Origin of the sequence: Pseudomonas sp. B15(2017) (assembly GCF_002113215.1) — a bacterium.
Taxonomy (GTDB): domain Bacteria; phylum Pseudomonadota; class Gammaproteobacteria; order Pseudomonadales; family Pseudomonadaceae; genus Aquipseudomonas.
The window spans coordinates 1-18353 of record NZ_NEJZ01000010.1 but is presented as its reverse complement, the minus strand read 5'-3'; the positions used below and the strand labels follow the sequence as shown (position 1 = coordinate 18353).

At 61.9% G+C, this 18353-nt stretch carries 18 protein-coding genes and 2 pseudogenes; 13 read left to right on the top strand and 7 right to left on the bottom strand.

What is annotated here, in order from left to right; all coding sequences use genetic code 11:
* The first annotated feature begins 2 nt into the window (after positions 1-2).
* Positions 3-776 (top strand): helix-turn-helix transcriptional regulator, encoded by a 774-nt coding sequence (locus CAF73_RS15845; RefSeq protein WP_085703207.1) that lies wholly within the window; start codon positions 3-5, stop codon positions 774-776.
* A gap of 5 nt (positions 777-781) precedes the next feature.
* Here CAF73_RS15845 and CAF73_RS15840 read toward each other — a convergent pair whose 3' ends face one another.
* Positions 782-1723 (bottom strand): class I SAM-dependent methyltransferase, encoded by a 942-nt coding sequence (locus tag CAF73_RS15840; protein WP_085703206.1) that lies wholly within the window; start codon positions 1721-1723, stop codon positions 782-784.
* Positions 1724-1911: 188 nt separating this feature from the next.
* On the opposite strand from CAF73_RS15840, the gene CAF73_RS15835 reads away from it, so the two are divergent.
* Entirely contained in the window at positions 1912-2325 is a 414-nt protein-coding gene (locus tag CAF73_RS15835) for a response regulator (protein ID WP_085699232.1), read from the top strand.
* Between the two features lie 63 nt (positions 2326-2388).
* Positions 2389-3057, top strand: coding sequence for an HAD family hydrolase (locus CAF73_RS15830; RefSeq protein WP_085703205.1), 669 nt, complete (start codon positions 2389-2391; stop codon positions 3055-3057).
* Here CAF73_RS15830 and CAF73_RS15825 read toward each other — a convergent pair.
* Positions 3051-3710 (bottom strand): isoprenylcysteine carboxylmethyltransferase family protein, encoded by a 660-nt coding sequence (locus CAF73_RS15825; protein ID WP_085703204.1) that lies wholly within the window; start codon positions 3708-3710, stop codon positions 3051-3053. The genes CAF73_RS15830 and CAF73_RS15825 overlap by 7 nt on opposite strands.
* Before the next feature lie 132 nt (positions 3711-3842).
* On the opposite strand from CAF73_RS15825, the pseudogene CAF73_RS29855 reads away from it, so the two are divergent.
* The 4 genes and pseudogenes from CAF73_RS29855 to CAF73_RS15815 all read left to right on the top strand — a co-directional run.
* A pseudogene (locus tag CAF73_RS29855) lies at positions 3843-3941 on the top strand (pyridoxal-5'-phosphate-dependent protein subunit beta); the annotation flags it as partial.
* Between the two features lie 132 nt (positions 3942-4073).
* Positions 4074-4181 (top strand): annotated as a pseudogene (locus CAF73_RS29850) (aldo/keto reductase); the annotation flags it as partial.
* Positions 4182-4213: 32 nt separating this feature from the next.
* Positions 4214-5011 carry an SDR family NAD(P)-dependent oxidoreductase gene (locus tag CAF73_RS15820; RefSeq protein ID WP_085703203.1) on the top strand — a complete coding sequence of 266 codons (798 nt, stop codon included), beginning with the start codon at positions 4214-4216 and terminating at the stop codon, positions 5009-5011.
* 25 nt (positions 5012-5036) lie between these two features.
* Entirely contained in the window at positions 5037-5447 is a 411-nt protein-coding gene (locus tag CAF73_RS15815; protein ID WP_085703202.1) for an SRPBCC family protein, read from the top strand.
* A gap of 128 nt (positions 5448-5575) precedes the next feature.
* Here the strand turns inward: CAF73_RS15815 and CAF73_RS15810 are convergent, their stop codons facing one another.
* Both CAF73_RS15810 and CAF73_RS15805 read right to left on the bottom strand, forming a co-directional pair.
* The gene (locus CAF73_RS15810) at positions 5576-6970 is read right to left on the bottom strand and encodes a HAMP domain-containing sensor histidine kinase (RefSeq protein WP_085699238.1); all 1395 of its coding nucleotides are present in this window, start codon (positions 6968-6970) and stop codon (positions 5576-5578) included.
* Entirely contained in the window at positions 6948-7631 is a 684-nt protein-coding gene (locus tag CAF73_RS15805) for a response regulator transcription factor (protein ID WP_007952956.1), read from the bottom strand. The genes CAF73_RS15810 and CAF73_RS15805 overlap by 23 nt, the downstream gene beginning before the upstream one ends.
* Before the next feature lie 297 nt (positions 7632-7928).
* Here CAF73_RS15805 and CAF73_RS15800 point away from each other — a divergent pair, with 297 nt between their 5' ends.
* The 4 genes from CAF73_RS15800 to hcnC all read left to right on the top strand — a co-directional run bounded on the left by CAF73_RS15800 (position 7929) and on the right by hcnC (position 12246).
* Positions 7929-8867 (top strand): hypothetical protein, encoded by a 939-nt coding sequence (locus tag CAF73_RS15800; RefSeq protein WP_085703201.1) that lies wholly within the window; start codon positions 7929-7931, stop codon positions 8865-8867.
* Positions 8868-9273: 406 nt separating this feature from the next.
* Entirely contained in the window at positions 9274-9588 is a 315-nt protein-coding gene (hcnA, locus tag CAF73_RS15795; RefSeq protein WP_085703309.1) for a cyanide-forming glycine dehydrogenase subunit HcnA, read from the top strand.
* Positions 9585-10994 carry a cyanide-forming glycine dehydrogenase subunit HcnB gene (gene hcnB / locus CAF73_RS15790; RefSeq protein WP_085703200.1) on the top strand — a complete coding sequence of 470 codons (1410 nt, stop codon included), beginning with the start codon at positions 9585-9587 and terminating at the stop codon, positions 10992-10994. Before hcnA ends, hcnB begins: the two co-directional genes overlap by 4 nt.
* Entirely contained in the window at positions 10987-12246 is a 1260-nt protein-coding gene (gene hcnC / locus CAF73_RS15785; RefSeq protein WP_085703199.1) for a cyanide-forming glycine dehydrogenase subunit HcnC, read from the top strand. Before hcnB ends, hcnC begins: the two co-directional genes overlap by 8 nt.
* 146 nt (positions 12247-12392) lie before the next feature.
* Here the strand turns inward: hcnC and CAF73_RS15780 are convergent, their stop codons facing one another.
* On the bottom strand, positions 12393-14201 hold the full coding sequence (locus CAF73_RS15780) for a monovalent cation:proton antiporter-2 (CPA2) family protein (RefSeq protein ID WP_085703198.1): 1809 nt from the start codon (positions 14199-14201) through the stop codon (positions 12393-12395).
* 162 nt (positions 14202-14363) lie between these two features.
* On the opposite strand from CAF73_RS15780, the gene CAF73_RS15775 reads away from it, so the two are divergent.
* Positions 14364-15278, top strand: coding sequence for a LysR family transcriptional regulator (locus CAF73_RS15775; RefSeq protein ID WP_064597602.1), 915 nt, complete (start codon positions 14364-14366; stop codon positions 15276-15278).
* Here CAF73_RS15775 and CAF73_RS15770 read toward each other — a convergent pair.
* Together CAF73_RS15770 and CAF73_RS15765 are read right to left on the bottom strand one after the other, a co-directional pair.
* Positions 15268-16038 carry a substrate-binding domain-containing protein gene (locus tag CAF73_RS15770; RefSeq protein ID WP_085687497.1) on the bottom strand — a complete coding sequence of 257 codons (771 nt, stop codon included), beginning with the start codon at positions 16036-16038 and terminating at the stop codon, positions 15268-15270. The two genes, CAF73_RS15775 and CAF73_RS15770, sit on opposite strands and share 11 nt — an antisense overlap.
* A 10-nt stretch (positions 16039-16048) precedes the next feature.
* Entirely contained in the window at positions 16049-17341 is a 1293-nt protein-coding gene (locus tag CAF73_RS15765; protein ID WP_085687499.1) for an MFS transporter, read from the bottom strand.
* A gap of 297 nt (positions 17342-17638) precedes the next feature.
* On the opposite strand from CAF73_RS15765, the gene tssI reads away from it, so the two are divergent.
* Positions 17639-18353: type VI secretion system tip protein TssI/VgrG (gene tssI, locus CAF73_RS15760; RefSeq protein ID WP_139834845.1), on the top strand; the 715-nt coding region annotated here is incomplete at its 3' end.

Here is an 18353-nt window from a genome sequence, read left to right as displayed (position 1 = left end):
GCGTGGACGCGTTGCTGCAGGAATTGCCGGTGCATCAGAGCCTGTCGCGGGTGTTCGCAACGGTCGGTCAGGACGGTTTCTGGCGGGCGCTGGTGGATACGCTGCGGTTGCTGGTGCCGCTGGACAATGCGCTGGTGGCGGTGATGCAGGCGGGGCGGCCGCCGCAATTGCTGATCGACTTCGACAGCCAGGGGCGCGCCGACGAGCAGGAAGAACTGGCCGGTTACTGTGCCGGCATGTACCTGCTTGATCCGTTCTATCAGGCCGCCGTCGCCGGGATCGCCGACGGTCTACACAGTCTCGCGTCCGTGGCGCCGGACCAGTTTCTGCACAGCGAGTACTACCAGAGCTACTTCCGTTCGGTGGTCGGCGCGGATGAGCTGCAATTTCTGGTCAATCTCGATGACGGCGTGCTGGGCTTGTCGATGGGCCGCTCGACGGCGTTCAGTTTGCAGGAGCAGGGGCGCCTGCTCTGCGTGCGGGACTGGGTGCTGTCAGCGATGCGCCGGCATGTGCAGTTGATGCCGCCGCAAGGCGCAGCGGTCGAGGCGCCGGTCGGTGATATTGCGGCGCTGCTCGACCGCTTCGACGCCCGCCTGACTGTGCGCGAAATCGACACGGCGCGCCTGATTCTCCAAGGCTTTTCCAGCAAGGCCATCGCCCAGCACATGAACATTTCGCCGGAGACCGTGAAGGTGCACCGGCGCAATCTCTATCACAAGCTCAACGTCACCGGGCATGGCGAGTTGTTTGCGCTGGTATTGCGCCCGCGCTGACGGGGTCAGCCGATCTGCTTGAACAGCAGCGCCTTCAGGCCGCTTTCAGGATCGACATCGGGAAACTCCGGCGGATTCTCCAACCTTTGCTCGAAGCGCAGGCTTGGCGCTTCCTGGGTTACGCCGTCGATCAGGAAGTCCGAACCGAACGAAGGATCGTTCATGCACGCCAGCACCGTGCCTTGCGCGGTGAGCAGTTCCGGCAGACGACGCAGCACACGCCGGTAATCCTTGGTCAGCAGAAAACTGCCTTTCTGGAACGACGGCGGGTCGATGATCACCAAATCGTACGGGCCGCTGTTGATGACCTTGCCCCAGGATTTGAACAGGTCATGGCCCAGGAAACTCACCTTGCTCAGGTCATGCCCGTTCAACCGGTGATTGTCGCGGCCCCGGCTCAGGGCGGCGCGGGACATGTCGAGGTTGACTACATGGCTGGCGCCGCCCTCGATGGCCGCCACCGAGAAGCCGCAGGTGTAGGCGAACAGGTTCAGCACCCGTTTGCCCGCCGCTTGTTCGCGCACCCAGTTGCGGCCATAACGCATGTCGAGGAACAGCCCGGCGTTCTGCTTGCGGCCCAGGTCCACGCGGTATTTCAACCCGCCCTCGGCGATGGTCATTTCGTCGATCTCGTCCCCCAGCAGCCATTCGGCGGTGCTTTGCGGCAAGTAACGGTGCTGGATCAACAAAGTATGGGCGCCGGATTGCTGCCATTGCTCTGAACCGGTGATCTCCAGCAACAGACGTTTAAGGTCTTCCAGCTGCGAAGCCTCGGGCTCCTTGAACAGCGACACCAGCACCACGCCCTGCAGCCAGTCCACGGTGACTTGCTCCAGCCCCGGCCAGCAACGTCCGCGCCCATGGAACAGGCGCCGGGTTTCGGTCGGTGCCGACGTCAGCGCCGTGAGCAGATGGGTGTGAAGAGTGGCGAGGGCTTGAGGGTTCATCAATCGGAATCGGCCAGCAAAAGGGTGGGCATTTTAACCACAAACAGGCCGTGACGAGGGCTTGCCGACCGACGTTATCGAAAAGACCTGTATCTAAAATGAATTTCTGTACAAGGTGTCGCTCATACCAGATAAGCAGCGGGTTCAATCCGCTGAAAATGTTCATGTTGTTCAGGGAGTGCCAGTTCATGTGTCCAGTTCCGTCGTCGAGCGCGCACCTTCCTGACGGGTTGATTCTGGTAGTGGAAGACGATCCGTTGATTCTGGAGTTTCTGTGCGAAATTCTTCAGGAGGAAGGTTTCAAGGTGGAGCCGCAGACCAGCGCCGATGCGGCGTCGCAATACCTGGAGGAGCACGCGCCGGAAGTCGCGCTGTTGCTGACCGATATCACTATGCCCGGCACGCTTAACGGCGCCGACCTGGCCAATCTGGTCGGTGATCGCTGGCCGGACAAACCGGTGATGGTCATGTCCGGCTATGAAACACCGGAAACCTCGGGCGTGAAGCATCCGGTGGCGTTCATCAAAAAGCCCTGGGCCATCGGGCAGTTGCTCGATTGCGTCGACGGTGCGTTCAAATCCAAGGCGCCGCGGCTGCACTGAAGCGTCTCGCAGGTGCTACATTGCCGGGCATCGTTGCCCGGCCCCTTGCGAGGAAGTGATCTTTTGTCTGCTCACGATGCTGTTTTCAATCGCGCGTTCGGCGCGTTCCTGTTCGACATGGACGGCACCGTCCTCAACTCCATTGCCGCTGCCGAGCGAATCTGGTCCGCCTGGGCCGTGCGCCACGGGGTGGACGTCGACACGTTCTTGCCGACTATCCACGGAGCGCGCGCCATCGACACCATCACGCGTTTGAACCTGCCGGGCGTGGACGCCGAGGCGCAAGCGGCGTTCATCACCGAGGCGGAAATCGAAGACGTCGAAGGCATTGTCGAAATCCCCGGTGCGGCGGCGTTTCTCAAGTCGTTGCCGGCGGATCGCTGGGCCATGGTGACGTCGGCGCCTCGGGAACTGGCGTTGCGGCGGATGGCGGCGGCAGGGATTCCTGAGCCGACGGTGATGATCACCGCCGAGGACGTGACCGCTGGCAAACCTGATCCGGCCGGTTATCGGCTGGCGGCCGAGCGTATGGGCCTGGAACCGGCGGACTGCCTGATCTTCGAAGACGCCACCGTCGGTATTCAAGCCGCTGAAGCCGCCGGTGCGCTGTTGATGATCATCACCACGACTCACCAGCATCCGCTTGAAACCGCCCACGCGACCATCGCCAGCTACCGCGACCTCACGCTGAACATCGACAGCGACGGCCAGTTGCGCCTGCAACCTCAATAAACACCGGGCACCAAGCGCCAGCTGCGCGCGCAATAGGCGTCGTATTCGGCGCCGAACTGCGTGCGCAGCAAGGCCTCTTCGGAGTGGATGCGGGCGATCAGCGGGATCAGCGTCAGCGCAGCCAGCAACAGGCCGACAACCGAGCGAAACGCCAGCGCCCAGCCGATCGCATTGATCACCAGCCCCAGATAACTGGGGTTGCGCAGGTGCCGATAAATGCCCTCGGTCACCAGCCGATGCCCCGGCTGAATCGCCACCAGCCCGCTGAACCGATGGCCGAGTACAAACACCGGCCACAAGCGCAACACGCCACCGACAATGAACAGCAACGCTCCCAACCAGCGGGTGCCTTCGCGGCCGATGGTCCAGAAACCGATGCGGTCGCAGTAAGCCGGCAGAACGGCACTGACCAGACCGATCACGGCGAACGCCGGAATCACCCAGCGATTGGCCCGATCCTCGCGTTCGCCGGTGCTCAGGTTCACTTCCGTGAACAGCGACGCCACCACCATGGCCAGCGTGGCCAGCGCCACCACGACCAGCGCCCCGTGAGAAAAAAACACCGCCACGCCACCGATGCCCCACATAGCCAGGCCCAGATAGGCGAGGGTGGCGAGCACTGCGACCACGGTCATTTGCGCTGACATTTTCATAGGCACCTCACAGCTGTTCCGTTCAGTGTAGATCCCGGCACGATCCCCGGCGTTTAACCGCTGGCAGGGCCGTGGACCAAACTCCAGGCTGAGACCTTCCGATCATCCGATTCGCCGCTTCGGGAGTCCGCCATGCTGTACATCCGCACGCCGCTGATCGTCCATCCAAGTCTGTCGACCGCATCCCGGCGCATCTGGCTGAAGTTGGGAAACCAGCAAACGTGCGGCTCGGGGGTGAGTATCAGTGCGCAACGGTTGGGGGAGTGGGCGCGGATGGGGATTTGAGCGCTCAGGGATTGCACGTTGACCGCCGGCTCCGTCCAGCTCCACCGCCCACTTCAATTCCCCACACTCGAAATCCACATCGCCGCAATCCATGGCGTCGATATCAAGGCGACTGCACTACAATTCTCGCTGGCCGGTCCGGCCGGTTTCTGGCAGGCCATGCGTGAAGCGAAACGGGTGTCCTGACGTGCACCATTACCCATTGATGAGGTGAAAGCATGAAGATCGATCTGAGCGGAAAACTGGCGATTGTCAGCGGCAGCACGGCGGGCATCGGTTTGGGCATCAGCCAGTCGCTGGCCGAGGCAGGCGCTACGGTGGTGGTGATCGGTCGCGACGCGGCCAAGGTCGAGCAGGCGCTGGCAAGCATTCGCGACAAGGTGCCGGGCGCGCAACTGCGCGGTCTGACGGCGGATCTGGGCACGGCCGAAGGCGCGCAGAAACTGTTCGCCGCCGAACCGAAAGCCGACATCCTGGTGAACAATCTCGGGATTTACAACGCCGTGGATTTTTTCGACGCGCCGGACGATGAGTGGACGCGCTTTTATGAAATCAACGTGATCTCCGGCGTGCGCCTGTCGCGGCATTACGTACCGGCGATGGTCGAGCAGGGCTGGGGCCGGGTGATTTTCCTGTCTTCGGAATCCGGCGTGGCTACCCCGGCCGACATGATCAACTACGGCGTGACCAAAAGCGCCAACCTCGCGGTGTCCCATGGCCTGGCCAAACGCCTGGCGGGCACCGGGGTGACGGTCAACGCGATCCTGCCCGGGCCGACCTTGACCGACGGAGTCGAGGAAATGCTCAAGGATGCCGCCGCCGAGTCCGGCCGCAGCCTGCGGGACGAGGCAGACGCGTTTGTTCGAAGGGCCCGTCCGAGCTCGATCATCCAGCGTGTGGCGGATGTCGAAGAGGTCGCGCACCTGGTCACCTACATCGCTTCACCGCTGTCCTCGGCCACCACCGGCGCCGCGTTGCGGGTCGACGGCGGCGTGGTCGACAGCCTGACTATCTGAATTCATTGAGAGAGACTTTTCATTTATGGCAACAGCATCGGCAACGATCGACATCCCGGCTTCGGCCGATCAGGTCTGGCAATTGATTGGCGGCTTCAACACCTTGCCGGACTGGCTGCCGTTCATTCTCAACAGCGAACTGAGCGAAGGCGGGCGCGTGCGCACTTTGCAAACTGCTGACGGCGCGGTGGTGGTCGAGCGTCTGGAGACGTTCGATAACGCGGGCAAAACCTACAGCTATTCGATTCTGCAGGCACCGTTTCCGGCCACCGATTATCTGGCGACGATTCGTGTTGAAGCACAGGGGCAGGGCGCGCGGGTGACGTGGTCGGGGCGCTTCACGGCCAAGGGCGTGAGCGATGAGGAAGTGGTGGCGTTGTTCAGCGGCGTCTATCAGGGCGGGCTCGAAGCGCTGCGCGCCAACTACCCAACATAACCCGTGATGATCGTTCCCACGCTCTGCGTGGGAATGCCTCAAGGGACGCTCCGCGTTCCAGCTCTGGAAGGGACGCGGAGCGTCCCGGGCTGCATTCCCACGCAGAGCGTGGGAACGATCTATGAAGGTCAAGCCTGTGAAATCAGACTTTGCCGACAATCCAGCACCAGCTTCGCCCCGCCCAGATCGCTGCGTCCCACCTCAAGGCTGAACCCGTGCAGGTTGACGATCGCCGCGACGATCGACAGCCCCAGGCCAAAACCATTTTGCAGTTGCCCGCCCTCGGCGCGGTAGAAACGCTGGAACACCGCTTCCCGCTCGGATTCGGGAATGCCGGGGCCGGAGTCATGCACTTCGATCCGCGTATGCCCCGCATCATTGACCCCGCGCAACACCACCGTACCACCGGCCGGGGTGAACTTGATCGAGTTGCTCAACAGGTTCGCCAGGGCTTCAAACAGCAACGCCCGGTCACCGTTCAGCATGGGCAGGGTTTCTGGCATGTTCAGTTCGAAACGCAGCTCGTCGTCTTCGGCCAGCGGCAGATAGAATTCGTGCAGTTCCTGCAACAACAACACCGGATCAAGCTCGACAAACCCCGAGCGCCGCTGACGATCCTCAAGTTCCGAAATTCTCAGCAACCCGCGAAACCGTGCCATCAGCGTATCGGCCTCGGCCAGCACCAGATCCAGTTGCGCCGCTTCCGGCGAGCCTTCGCCGGCCTGTTGCTGCATGCGATACAACTGCGCCCGCAAACGGGTCAGCGGGGTGCGCAGGTCATGGGCGATGTTGTCGCACACGCCTTTGACTTCATTCATCAGGCGCTCGATGCGATCGAGCATGGCGTTGACGATGGCGGCGAGCATGTCCAGCTCATCGCGGCGATTGGACAGCGGCAAACGATGAGTCAGGTCGCCGGCGACAATCGACTGGGCGCTGGCCTGGATCGCCCGAATCCGCCGCAGCGGCCGCCGACGCAGCAAATGCCAGCCGATGATCCCCGGCACAATCGTCAGCGATACGCCCCAGAACAACGCATGCAGAATGATTTTCGTCACCGCGAACAGCGAACCGTTGTCCCGCAGCAGCACCAGCCAGCGGCCGTCGCGGGTCGGGGTGGCGACCGCGTCGCAACTGTCATTGGGCAGGGTCGGATCGTCGGAGTCGGCGCATTCGCTGAGCATGTGGATCTTGCCGTCCAGCGGCAGCCCCTCGGGGATCTTCTGCAACGCGCCGCCGAGGTAGCGGTGCTGGGCGTCAAACAGGCCATAGGCGTCGATGCCGCGAATGTCGAAGGTCATGCTGGCGGCGAGCGCGTCTTCCAGTTGATCGCCGCGAAAGTGCGAAAACAGATGCTGACGTTGCATCAGCGAATGCTTGGCGAGGTTGTCGAGATAACCGGAAACCTCGAAGTACATGACCCCCATCAGGATCGCACTCCACGCCACGAACAACGAACTGTACAGCGCCAGCAAGCGGCTGCTGGAGGAGCGCCAACCGTCAGACGGGTTCGGCAATGACATAACCCGAGCCTCGCACTGTGCGGATCAGCGGGACATTGCCCGGCGGGTCGATCTTCTTGCGCAGGCGGCCGATGTGCACGTCGATCAGGTTGGTGCCGGGATCGAAGTGATAGCCCCAGACTTCCTCGAAAATCATCATCCGCGACAGGATCTGGCCGCTGTTGCGCATCAGAAACTCCAGCAGTTTGTACTCGGTCGGCAGCAGCGTCAGCACCTGTTCGGCGCGACGGGCTTCGTGGCTGATCAGGTCGAGTTGCAGATCCGCCACCTGCAAGGTGGTCGGTTGGGCGCCGTTGCTGTTCTGCCGGCGCAGCAACACTTCAACCCGGGCGGCCATTTCATCGGTGGCGAACGGTTTGGTCAGGTAGTCATCGCCACCGGCGCGCAAGCCGCGCACGCGCTCGTCGACGTCGGAGAGGGCGCTGATCATCAGGATCGGTGTGGCCACGCCCATGGTGCGCAGGGTGGTGACGATGGCCAGGCCATCGAGTTCCGGCAGCATGCGGTCAAGGGTGATCAGGTCGTAGTTGCCGCTGACGGCGCGGTCCAGGCCTTCACGGCCGTTGTCGACCCAGTCCACGTCGAGGCCGTGGCTGCTCAGTTCGGCGACAATTTCCCGGGCGGTCACGGCGTCGTCTTCGATGGTCAGGATGCGAGTCATGGTGGGCCTGCTGGTCTGTTCAAACGCAATGGCAGCATTTTGCCAAGATTTTGCGCTGGCGCTTTAAATTAACTTTCATGTTTTAGCGGATAGAAACGCGATGGCGCGGCTTTTGTGCCAATGCATAAAACCCGCTGATATCGACCCGTTGTTGCAAATTGCATGGTCCTGGGAAGTTCATAATTTTTAACTGATTGAATTAAAACGAATTATTTAATGTTGGCGACTGGCACGGTCACTGCAATTCCTCTGATGACGAGTTGTAACACCATTTTTCATGCCTGGAGCACTACAACAATGAATAGATCCTCTGATGGGTTTTATCCTGCCTACGAAGGAGAGTCGAGCAACGTCTCAGGGGTGTCCTGGGGCGCGATTTTCGCAGGGGCTGCCGCTGCAGCGGCACTGTCGCTGATTCTGGTGCTGTTGGGTTTCGGTCTGGGCTTCTCCGCCGTTTCACCCTGGGCCGGTGAGGGCGTCAGTGCCAAGGGCCTGGGCATTTCAACCATCATCTGGCTGGCCGCCACACAAATCATCGCTTCGGGACTGGGTGGCTACATCGCCGGTCGCCTGCGGGTGAAATGGGCCAACATGCACGGTGACGAAGTGTACTTTCGCGACACCGCCCATGGCTTCCTCGCCTGGTGCGTAGCAACGCTGGTTACCGCGACGCTGGTGGTCGGTTCGGTCAGCAGCATCGTCAGCGGCGGTGTGCAGGCCGGTGCAAGCGTTGCCGGTGGCGCAGCCAGTGCGATGACCCAAGCAGCCGGCACCGCAGCGTCCAACACTGACAGCGATCAGTACGGCTACTTCGTCGACAGCCTGTTCCGCGACGATCGTCCCGCCGCCGTCAGCGATGACGCCGCCCGTGGCACCGTGACCCGGATCTTCGCCCAGAGCCTGGCCAACGGTCAGCTCAGCGCCGAAGACCGTAGCTACCTCGCCCAACTGGTCGCCCAGCGTACCAACCTGACCCAGGCCGACGCCGAACGTCGGGTCGATGAAATCTACGCCCGCACCCAGAAGGCAATCGCCGACGCCAAGGTTAAAGCGCAACAAGCTGCCGACACCGCCGCCAAAGTCGCTGCCTGGACTTCGTTGTGGATGTTCATCGCGCTGCTGGCCGGTGCGTTCTTCGCCAGTCTCTCGGCCACCTTCGGCGGTCGCCGCCGGGATGCGGTCGAGTACGTCGAAGTCGAAACCTACACCACGACCACGCTGCCGCCAGTCCGTTAATCAAGGAGAACCACCATGCGCTCACTACTGCTGTTTTTCCTCGGCGTTCCAATCCCGATCATCATCCTGATCGCCCTGTTCGTGCACTGATTACTTGAGGCATATGCCTTGGCCGCTTCCACCTTCGGGTTGAAGCGGCTTTTTGCTGTCTGCGCGGGCCGAAGGCGCAGAACCGACCAGTCATTTCCATGGCGTGGATCAATATTCGTCGGCGCAATATCCCCTACCGTGAAATTTCCAGGCCCTTGCCGCTGGATCGACTACATTGCTTGCGCGCACTTTGCTGCGCGAGCAGGAATAACCTGCCGGCCCGATAGAGAGCGATAACCCCCACGAGCCGGCGAGGTGTAGTGCAGCAAGGAGCTGTTTCAACCTCACCTGAACCTTTTCACGGATGATCATTGCAATGCACTGCCTAGAAAGAACCTTCGATATCCAGCCTTTGACGCAGGCGGATATGACTGTCCACATCAACGGCCAGCCGGTCACCGCCGCCATTGGCGAAACCGTGCTCAGCGTCATTCAGTCCCTCGGCGTGCGCCAGGTCGCGCGCAACGATCACAACCAGATCAGCGGTGCCTATTGCGGCATGGGCGTGTGCCAGTGCTGCCTGGTGAGAATCAATGGCCGGCACAAGCGCCGCGCCTGCCAGACCGTGGTGCGCGAGGGCATGCTGATCGAAACCCAGGCCAACCGTATTCACGGGCAGGAGGTGCTATGAGCCTGCATCCGGTGATCGTCGGCGGTGGTCCGGCGGGAATGGCTGCGGCCATCGAACTGGCCCTGCACGGGGTGCGCTGCACCTTGCTTGAAGAAGCTTCGCGTCTTGGCGGCGTGGTCTATCGCGGGCCGCTGCGTGACGGGGTGCAGCTCGATTATCTGGGGCCGCGTTATTCCGAGGCGCTGGGCAAATTGCACGGTGATTTTCAGGAGCAGTCCGGGCTGATCGACGTGCGTCTCAACCACCGCGTGGTCGGCGCCGAAGGCACGCGCTCGCTGGTGGTGCTGGACGGCGACGAGCGTTTGCACGAAATCCAATACCCGCAGTTGCTGCTGGCCGCCGGTTGCCACGAGCGCAGCGTGCCGTTTCCTGGCTGGACCTTGCCCGGTGTGATCATGCTCGGCGGTCTGCAATTGCAGATCAAAAGCGGCGTGGTCAAACCGCAGGGGCCGGTGGTGATTGCCGGCACCGGGCCGCTGTTGCCACTGGTGGCGACCCAGTTGCATGCGTCGGGCGTGAGTGTGGCGGGTGTCTACGAGGCCTGCGCATTCGGCAAGATCGCCAAGGAAAGTCTGGCACTGCTGAACAAGCCGCAGCTGTTCCTCGATGGCTTGAGCATGCTCGCTTATCTGAAACTGCACGGCATCCCGATGAACTACGGCTGGGGCGTGGTCCAAGCGCACGGCGAAGGCGAACTGAAAAGCGTCAGCGTGGCGCCGTACTCGGCAACGTGGGAGCCGGACATGAGCCGCGTCGAACGCTTCGAAGCGAAGACGCTGGCGGTCGGCTACGGCTTCATTCCGCGTACGCAGCTGAGTCAGCAGATGGGCCTGGATCACGGCTTCAGCGACGACGGCTACCTGCGCGCCAATGCCAACATCTGGCAGCAAAGCAGCGAGCCCCATGTGCATCTGGCCGGTGACATGGGCGGTATTCGCGGCGGCGAAGCGGCGATGCTGGCCGGCAAGATCGCGGCAACCTCGATCCTGCTGCAACGCGGTGTGCTGGAGGAGGAACTGGCGCGAGTCCGTCGCGACCGTTATCTGGGCAAACTCAAAGCCATCGTGCGTTTCCGCGCGGCGGTGGATCGCTACACCGAACGCGGTGTCGGGCAGACCGCATTGCCGGCCGCCGACACGGTGATCTGCCGCTGCGAACATGCGACCCGCGCCGACATCGACCGCGCCCTGGAGCAGGGCGTACAAGACATCGCCAGCCTGAAAATGCGCACCCGCGTGAGCATGGGCGATTGTCAGGGGCGGATGTGCGTCGGTTATTGCAGCGACCGCTTGCGTCAGGCCACCGGGCGCAAGGATGTCGGCTGGCTGCGACCGCGTTTCCCGATCGATCCGATTCCTTTTTCCGCGTTCCAGTCCCTCGGCACGGAGGCCGTTTCCCATGAGTAAGTTCTATGACGTGGTCATCGCCGGCGGCGGTGTGATCGGCGCGTCCATCGCCTATCAGTTGTCCAAGCGCAAAGACCTCAAGGTCGCGTTGATCGACGCCAAGCGTCCGGGCAACGCGACCCGCGCTTCGGCCGGCGGCCTGTGGGCGATTGGCGAGTCGGTGGGGCTGGGCTGCGGGGTGATTTTCTTCCGCATGATGTCGGCCAACCGCAAGCGCGAAACCCAGGGCGCGGCGGTGGCGGTGGACTCCAGCACGCCGCACATCCTGCCGCCGTCGTTCTTCGATTTTGCCTTGCAGTCCAACGCGCTGTACCCGGCGCTGCACCGTGAGCTGAAAGACAATCACGGAATGGATTTCAAGTTCGAAAAGACCGGGCTCAAATTCGTCATTTATGACGATGAAGACCGGTTGTACGCCGAGCACATCGTCGGCTGCATCCCGCATCTGGCCGATCAGGTGCGCTGGCTCGATCAGGCTGCATTGCGCGAGTCCGAGCCGAGTGTCAGCCATGAAGCGCGCGGTGCGCTGGAGTTTCTCTGCGACCATCAGGTCAGCCCGTTCCGCCTGGCCGACGCCTACACCGAAGGCGCCCGGCAGAATGGCGTGGCCATGTTCGTCAACACCAACATCACCGGCGTGCTGCACCACGGTCGGCGGGTGACTGGCGTACAGACGGCCGAAGCCGGGGTGTTCCACTGCAAGACCCTGATCAACGCCGCGGGTGCCTGGGCTGCAGACTTGAGCGAATGGGCGACCGGCATCCGCATTCCGGTGAAACCGGTGAAAGGTCAGATCCTGCTGACCGAACGCCTGCCGAAAATCCTCAACGGTTGCCTGACCACCAGCGATTGCTACATGGCGCAGAAGGACAACGGCGAAATCCTCATCGGCAGTACCACCGAGGACAAGGGCTTTGACGTCACCACGACCTGGCCGGAAATCGCCGGGCTGGTGCAGGGCGCGGTGCGTTGTCTGCCGGAACTGGCGGACATCAACCTCAAGCGCACCTGGGCCGGGCTGCGGCCGAGCTCGCCGGACGAGTTGCCGATTCTCGGGCCGATGGCCGGAGTGGAGGGTTATCTCAATGCCTGCGGGCATTTCCGCACCGGCGTGCTGACGTCGGCGATTACCGGAGTGTTGCTGGACAAACTGGTCAACGATGAACCGCTGCCGCTGGACATCACGCCGTTTCTGGCGGATCGGTTTGAAGTGGCGCCGGCCAAAGAAGAGAGGGAGCTGGAGATGGCCTGAACCTGTGGGAGTTTCCCACCTGATCGTTCCCACGCTCTGCGTGGGAATGCCTCAAGGGACGCTCCGCGTTCCAGCTCCGGAACGGACGCGGAGCGTCCCGGGCTGCATTCCCACGCGGAGCGTGGGAACGATCAACTCTGAAAACGTCAGGGCTTGCCCGATTGTTCTTCCAGTTGATCCGACTCGAACAACCGGGCCAGTTCCGCCCGCGCTTCCTGGGCGGTCTGCAGGACTTTGGCCGCGTCGTCGTACACCGCGTGTTGAGCCTCGAGCACCTGTTCGTCATGGTGCTTGAAGCGCTTGATCCGTGCATCGGCCTGGGCTTGAGTCAAGCCAAGGCCAACCAACGTGCGGCGGCTCATTTCCAGACTCGAGTAATAAGTCTCCCGGATCGGATCGGCACCGACATCCACCAACCGATGAACATGCTGCCGGTTACGCGCCCGGGCGATGATTTTCATGTGCGGGTAGAGCTTGCGCACGATTTCGGCAGTCTTGATGTTGGTTTCCGGATCGTCCGTGGCAATCACGAAATATTCCGCCTCACCAACCTTGGCCGCGTTGAGGATTTCCGGGCGCATCGGGTCACCGTAGAACACCGGCACACCACCGAAACTGCGGGACAGTTCGATGGTTTCCACCGACGTATCCAACGCCACGAACTTGATGTTCTGCGCCCGCAGGATCCGCGCCACGATCTGACCCATCCGGCCCATGCCGGCGATCACGACACGTGGGGTTTCGGTTTCGATCTGGCGGAATTTCTCCGGCACTTCTACCGGCTGCACTTTCGGGCTGACCAACCGTGCGCAGACCAGCAGCAACAACGGTGTGACCGCCATCGACAGGGTGATGGTCAGCACCAGCAGGTCGTACAGACGCGGTTCGAACAGGCCCTGATCGCGACCGATCTTGAACACCACAAAGGCGAATTCACCGCCCGCCGCCAGCACGATGCCGAGGCGAATCGCGCTGACCTTGTTCAACCCACCGGCCAGACGCCCGACCACAAACAGCAACGGCAACTTCAAGGCGATCAGCAGCAGCGTCAGCCCCAGCACCGTGATCGGCGCGCTGAGCAGCAGACCGAGGTTGGCGCCCATGCCGACGCTGATGAAAAACAGCCCCAGCAGCAGGCCCTTGAACGGCTCGATCTGCGCTTCCAGCTCATGGCGATATTCCGAATCCGCCAGCAGCAATCCGGCAAGAAACGCGCCCAACGCCATCGACACGCCGACCATGTCCATCAGCCACGCGGTGCCGATCACCACCAGCAACGCAGTGGCGGTGGAGACTTCCGGCAGACCGGATTTCGCCACCACGCGAAACACCGGACGCAACAGATAACGCCCGCCGATCACCACCACGGCGATGCTGCCGAGCACCTGCAAACTGTGGCGCACATCGTCGGCAGTGCTGGTGTGGTGATCGACGCCCGCAAGCATCGGCACCAGCGCGATCAGCGGGATCGCGGCGATGTCCTGGAACAGCAGAATCGCAAACGCCAGCCGTCCGTGCGGGCTGGTCAGTTCCTTGCGCTCCGCCAGGCTTTGCAAGCCGAACGCGGTGGACGACAGCGCCAGACCCAGGCCCAAGACAATCGCGCTGTTCAGCGGCTGGCCGAACACCAGCAACGCCAGCACACCAATCACCGAACCGGTCAGCAGCACCTGCGCCAGACCCACGCCGAATACCGATTTGCGCATCACCCACAAACGTCGCGGCGACAGCTCCAGACCGATGATGAACAACAGCAAAACCACGCCCAGTTCCGAGATATGGCTGACGCTTTGCGGATTGCCGATCAGGCCCAGCACCGACGGGCCGATGATCACCCCGGCAAACAGATAGCCGAGCACTGCGCCTAGTTGCAGGCGCTTGGCCAGGGGAACGGTAAGCACGGCGGCCAGCAGAAAAACGACGGCGGCTTGTAACAGATTGCCTTCATGGGGCATGAGCGGAACTCCAGTAACGCGGTACGGCGGGGGCGACAAGGATAAAGGTTGCAACAATGGCAGATCTACCGCATGCCCGGCTTGAGCAGATGTGCTTGTGTAATAATTTGCATCAATTGGTTACATTTATAGCCTCAGCGAATCAATCCTCCAGAGTTTTCCATGGCCATCAACTTCGACCTCAACGACCTGCAAGCCTTTCGCGCGGTGGTCGAGCAGGGCAGTTTCCGCAAGGCCGCCGACACCGTGCGCCTGTCGCAACCGGCCCTGAGCCGACGCATCGAAAAGCTCGAAGACGCCCTCGGCGTGAAGCTGTTCGAACGCACCACGCGCAAGGTCAGCCTGACCCAGGCCGGACGCGGTTTCATGCCCAGCGTCGAACGTTTGCTCGACGATCTGGACGTCGCGTTGCTCGGCATCAGTGAAGTCGCCTCGAACCGGCAGGGCCACGTGACTGTCGCCTGCGTGCCGTCGGCGGCGTATTACTTCATGCCGAGCGTGGTCGCCCGCTATCACCGGCAGTTCCCGCGCATCAAAGTCAAAGTCCTCGATTCCAGCGCCCACGACGTGCTGAGCGCGGTGGTCAATGGCGAGGCGGATTTCGGTCTGAGTTTCATGGGCACTCAGGAGGCGGGCGTGGATTTCGAGCCGCTGGTGCAGGAGAGCTACGTGGTCGCCTGTCGCCGCGATCATCCGCTGGCCGGGCGCAGCAGCGTGACCTGGGACGAGTTCTACCGGCAGGATTACATCTCGCTCGACAAGACCTCGGGCAACCGTTTTCTGCTGGATCAGGCTTTGGCCAAAGTGGTGCCGCAACGCCCGAGCATCTGCGAGACGCGGCATGTGACGACCATGATCGGTCTGGTGGAAGCGGGGCTGGGCGTGGCGGCGGTGCCGTTGATGGCGATGCCGGCGGCGGATCATCCGATCCTGACGCGGGTGCCGCTGACCGAACCACAAGTGATGCGCAGCGTCGGCATCATCAAACGCCGGGGCCGTACGCTGACCCCGGCGGCATTGGAACTGGAGCGGCTGGTGGTGGAAATGAAAGTCCAGCCGCCGACGGTCAGCGCTTGACCGAGTCCAGCCCGGTGGCCTGAACGTCAGGCTGGGCGGCAGGCGCGGCCAGATAAGCGAGCAAGGCTTTCGCTTCCTCTGGATGCTGCGCACCCACCGGAATCCCTGCTGCAAATCGTGTTACCGACTGCACCGACTCCGGAATCTTCGCCACAAAACTCACCCCTGGCACCGGCAGCAACTCACTGACCTGCTGGAAGCCCAGTTGATAGTCGCCCGTGGCGACCACCGAGCCCACAGGGATTTTCGGGATCATCTTCGCCTTCGGTTTCAGCTGATCTTCGATACCGAGTTTCTTGAACAACTGCTGCTCGATGTACACGCCGCTGGCGCTGTCGGAGTAGGCCACCGATTTTGCATCCAGCAGGGTTTTCTTCAGGGCATCGACATTGCTGATGTCCGGTTTTGGCGCACCTTCGCGCACCACCAGGCCGATTCGCGAATCTGCCAGTTCTACCCGCGACGCCGGGTCGACCTTGCCTTGCTTGATCAGATCATCGAGGGCGTAGCCGACCATGATCACCACGTCGGCCTTTTCGCCACGGGCAAGGCGATTGGGGATTGCCTCCGGTGCCTTGCCCATCGACGGGCCGAGTTGGGTGTCCAGGGTGTTGCCGGTGGCAGCGGCGAATTTCGGCCCGAGGATCTTGTAGGCAGCGGTAAAACCGCCGGAGGTCATGACCCGCAACTCTTCGGCCTGGGCCGCAACGTTGAACGCAAGACCGGCGAGCAGGGCTGTAACGGTAAACAGTTTTTTCATGGTGATGTTCTCAGGCAGTAGCAGGTTGCAGACGACCGCCGGCGCGGCGATACAGATACAGCGTCGCACCCAGTGCGCAGAGCGCGCCGATGCTCATCCAGTAACCCGGAGCGGCTTTGTCGCCGGTGTACTGGATCAGGAAGGTCGACATCGCTGGCGTGAATCCGCCGAACACGGCGGTGGCGAGGCTATAGGCCAGGGAGAAACCGGCCACGCGCACTTCTACCGGCATGATTTCGGTCAGGGCCGGAATCATCGCGCCGTTGTACAGGCCGTAGATAAACGACAGCCACAACAGCGACAGCAGCATATGGCTGAAGCTTGGCGCCTGCACCAGATACGACAGCGCCGGATACGTGGTGGCCAGGGCCAGCAACGCCATGGCGATCAGCACCGGACGGCGCCCGACACGATCGGACAACGCGCCGCCAATCGGCAGCCAGAAAAAGTTGGAAACGCCCACCAGCAGTGTCACCAGCAACGCATCGGAGGTGCTCAGGTGCAGCACGGTTTTACCGAAGGTCGGTGCGTACACGGTGATCAGGTAAAACGCGGTGGTGGTCAGGGCAACCATCAGCATCCCGCCCAGCACTACGCCCCAGTTCTGACCGAGGGTGCGGAACACTTCCTTCATGCTCGGACGATGTTTACGAGCGGCGAACTCTTCGGTTTCCGCCAGATTGCGTCGCAGAAAGAAGATGAACGGGACGATCATGCAGCCGACGAAAAACGGAATCCGCCAGCCCCAATCGGCGACCGCTTGCGGTGCCATCCACTGGTTCAAGCCATAACCCAGCGCAGCGGCGACGACGATGGCCACCTGCTGACTGGCCGACTGCCAGGCGGTGAAAAAGCCTTTGCGACCGGGCGTGGCGATCTCCGAGAGATACACCGAAACCCCGCCCAGTTCCGCACCCGCGGAGAAGCCTTGCAACAGCCGCCCGATCAACACCAGCGCCGGGGCAAACAGGCCGATGGTTTCATATCCGGGCACCAGCACAATCAGGATCGTGCCGCTGGCCATGATCGACAGGGTGACGATCAGACCTTTGCGCCGACCGACGTCATCGATGTACGCGCCGAGCACGATAGCCCCCAGCGGACGCATCAAAAAGCCTGCGCCGAACACTGCAAAAGTCATCATCAGAGAGGCGAACTCACTGCTCGCCGGGAAGAACACCGCCGCGATCTGCGTGGCGTAGAAGCCGAACAGAAAGAAGTCGAACTGTTCGAGGAAGTTACCCGAGGTCACCCGGAAAATGGCGCCGGCCCGCGAGCCGCCGTGTGGGATTGAGGCTGTCATAGAAAAGTACTCCACCGCTTTTATGACGTGCGCGACGGGGAGGCGGCGCACGGTTTTTATTGGGGCGGATAGTGGCGCGCAGGGATCGATTTGTTAATTGCATAGTTGGCATGGATTGATGTGCGGAGCGGATCAATGCAGTTGTTCCTATTTAGCGACTGTTCCTACGAAGACTGACGAAGCGCCTTACATAAAATCACTGCCTTCCCTTGATAGCGTGCCCGCCAATTCTCGCGAGCACGAACCACGGACGGTTTGGACATCGCGCTCTTTTCCTCTTTGCTTAAGGATAAGCGTATGTTCCGGTCGGCCAATGCGGCGCATTTCGTGTTGCAGATTCCTGCGATCCGCCACGACTTCAAGGTCCTGGCCTTCAGCGGCACCGAAGCGATCAGCACCCTCTACGGCATTCACATTGAACTGGTCAGCGAACACCCGGATTTCGATCTGGAAAGCTTGCTTGCCCGGCCCGCGTTTCTGCAGTTTGGCCACAACGGCGAAGGCATTCACGGGCATATCGAGGATGTGTTGGCGGGTGAGTCGGGCAAGCGTCTGACCCGCTACCACCTGACACTGGTGCCGGCGCTGCACTACTTGCAGTTCAGTCGTGATCAGCGGATTTTCCAGCAGCGTACGGTGCCGCAGATCATCGCGCAGGTGCTCAAGGGGCATGGCATTCAAGCGGATGCCTTCAGCTTTCATGTCGCGGCGAATCCGCCCCGTGATTACTGCACCCAGTACGGCGAATCCGATCTGGAGTTCATCCAGCGACTGTGCGCCGAGGACGGTATCGCCTGGCATCACCAGCACTCGGCGGACGGGCATCTGCTGGTCTTCACCGATGACCAGGTGTTTTTACCCAAGCTTGGCGCCACGCCCTATCGGCAGGACTCCGGCATGGTGGCCGAGCATCCGGTGGTCAGCCGTTTCAGCATTCGTACCGGCACCCGCACCAGCACGGTCGTGCGCCGCGACTATGACCTCAAGCGCCCGAGCCTGCTGGTCGAGAGTC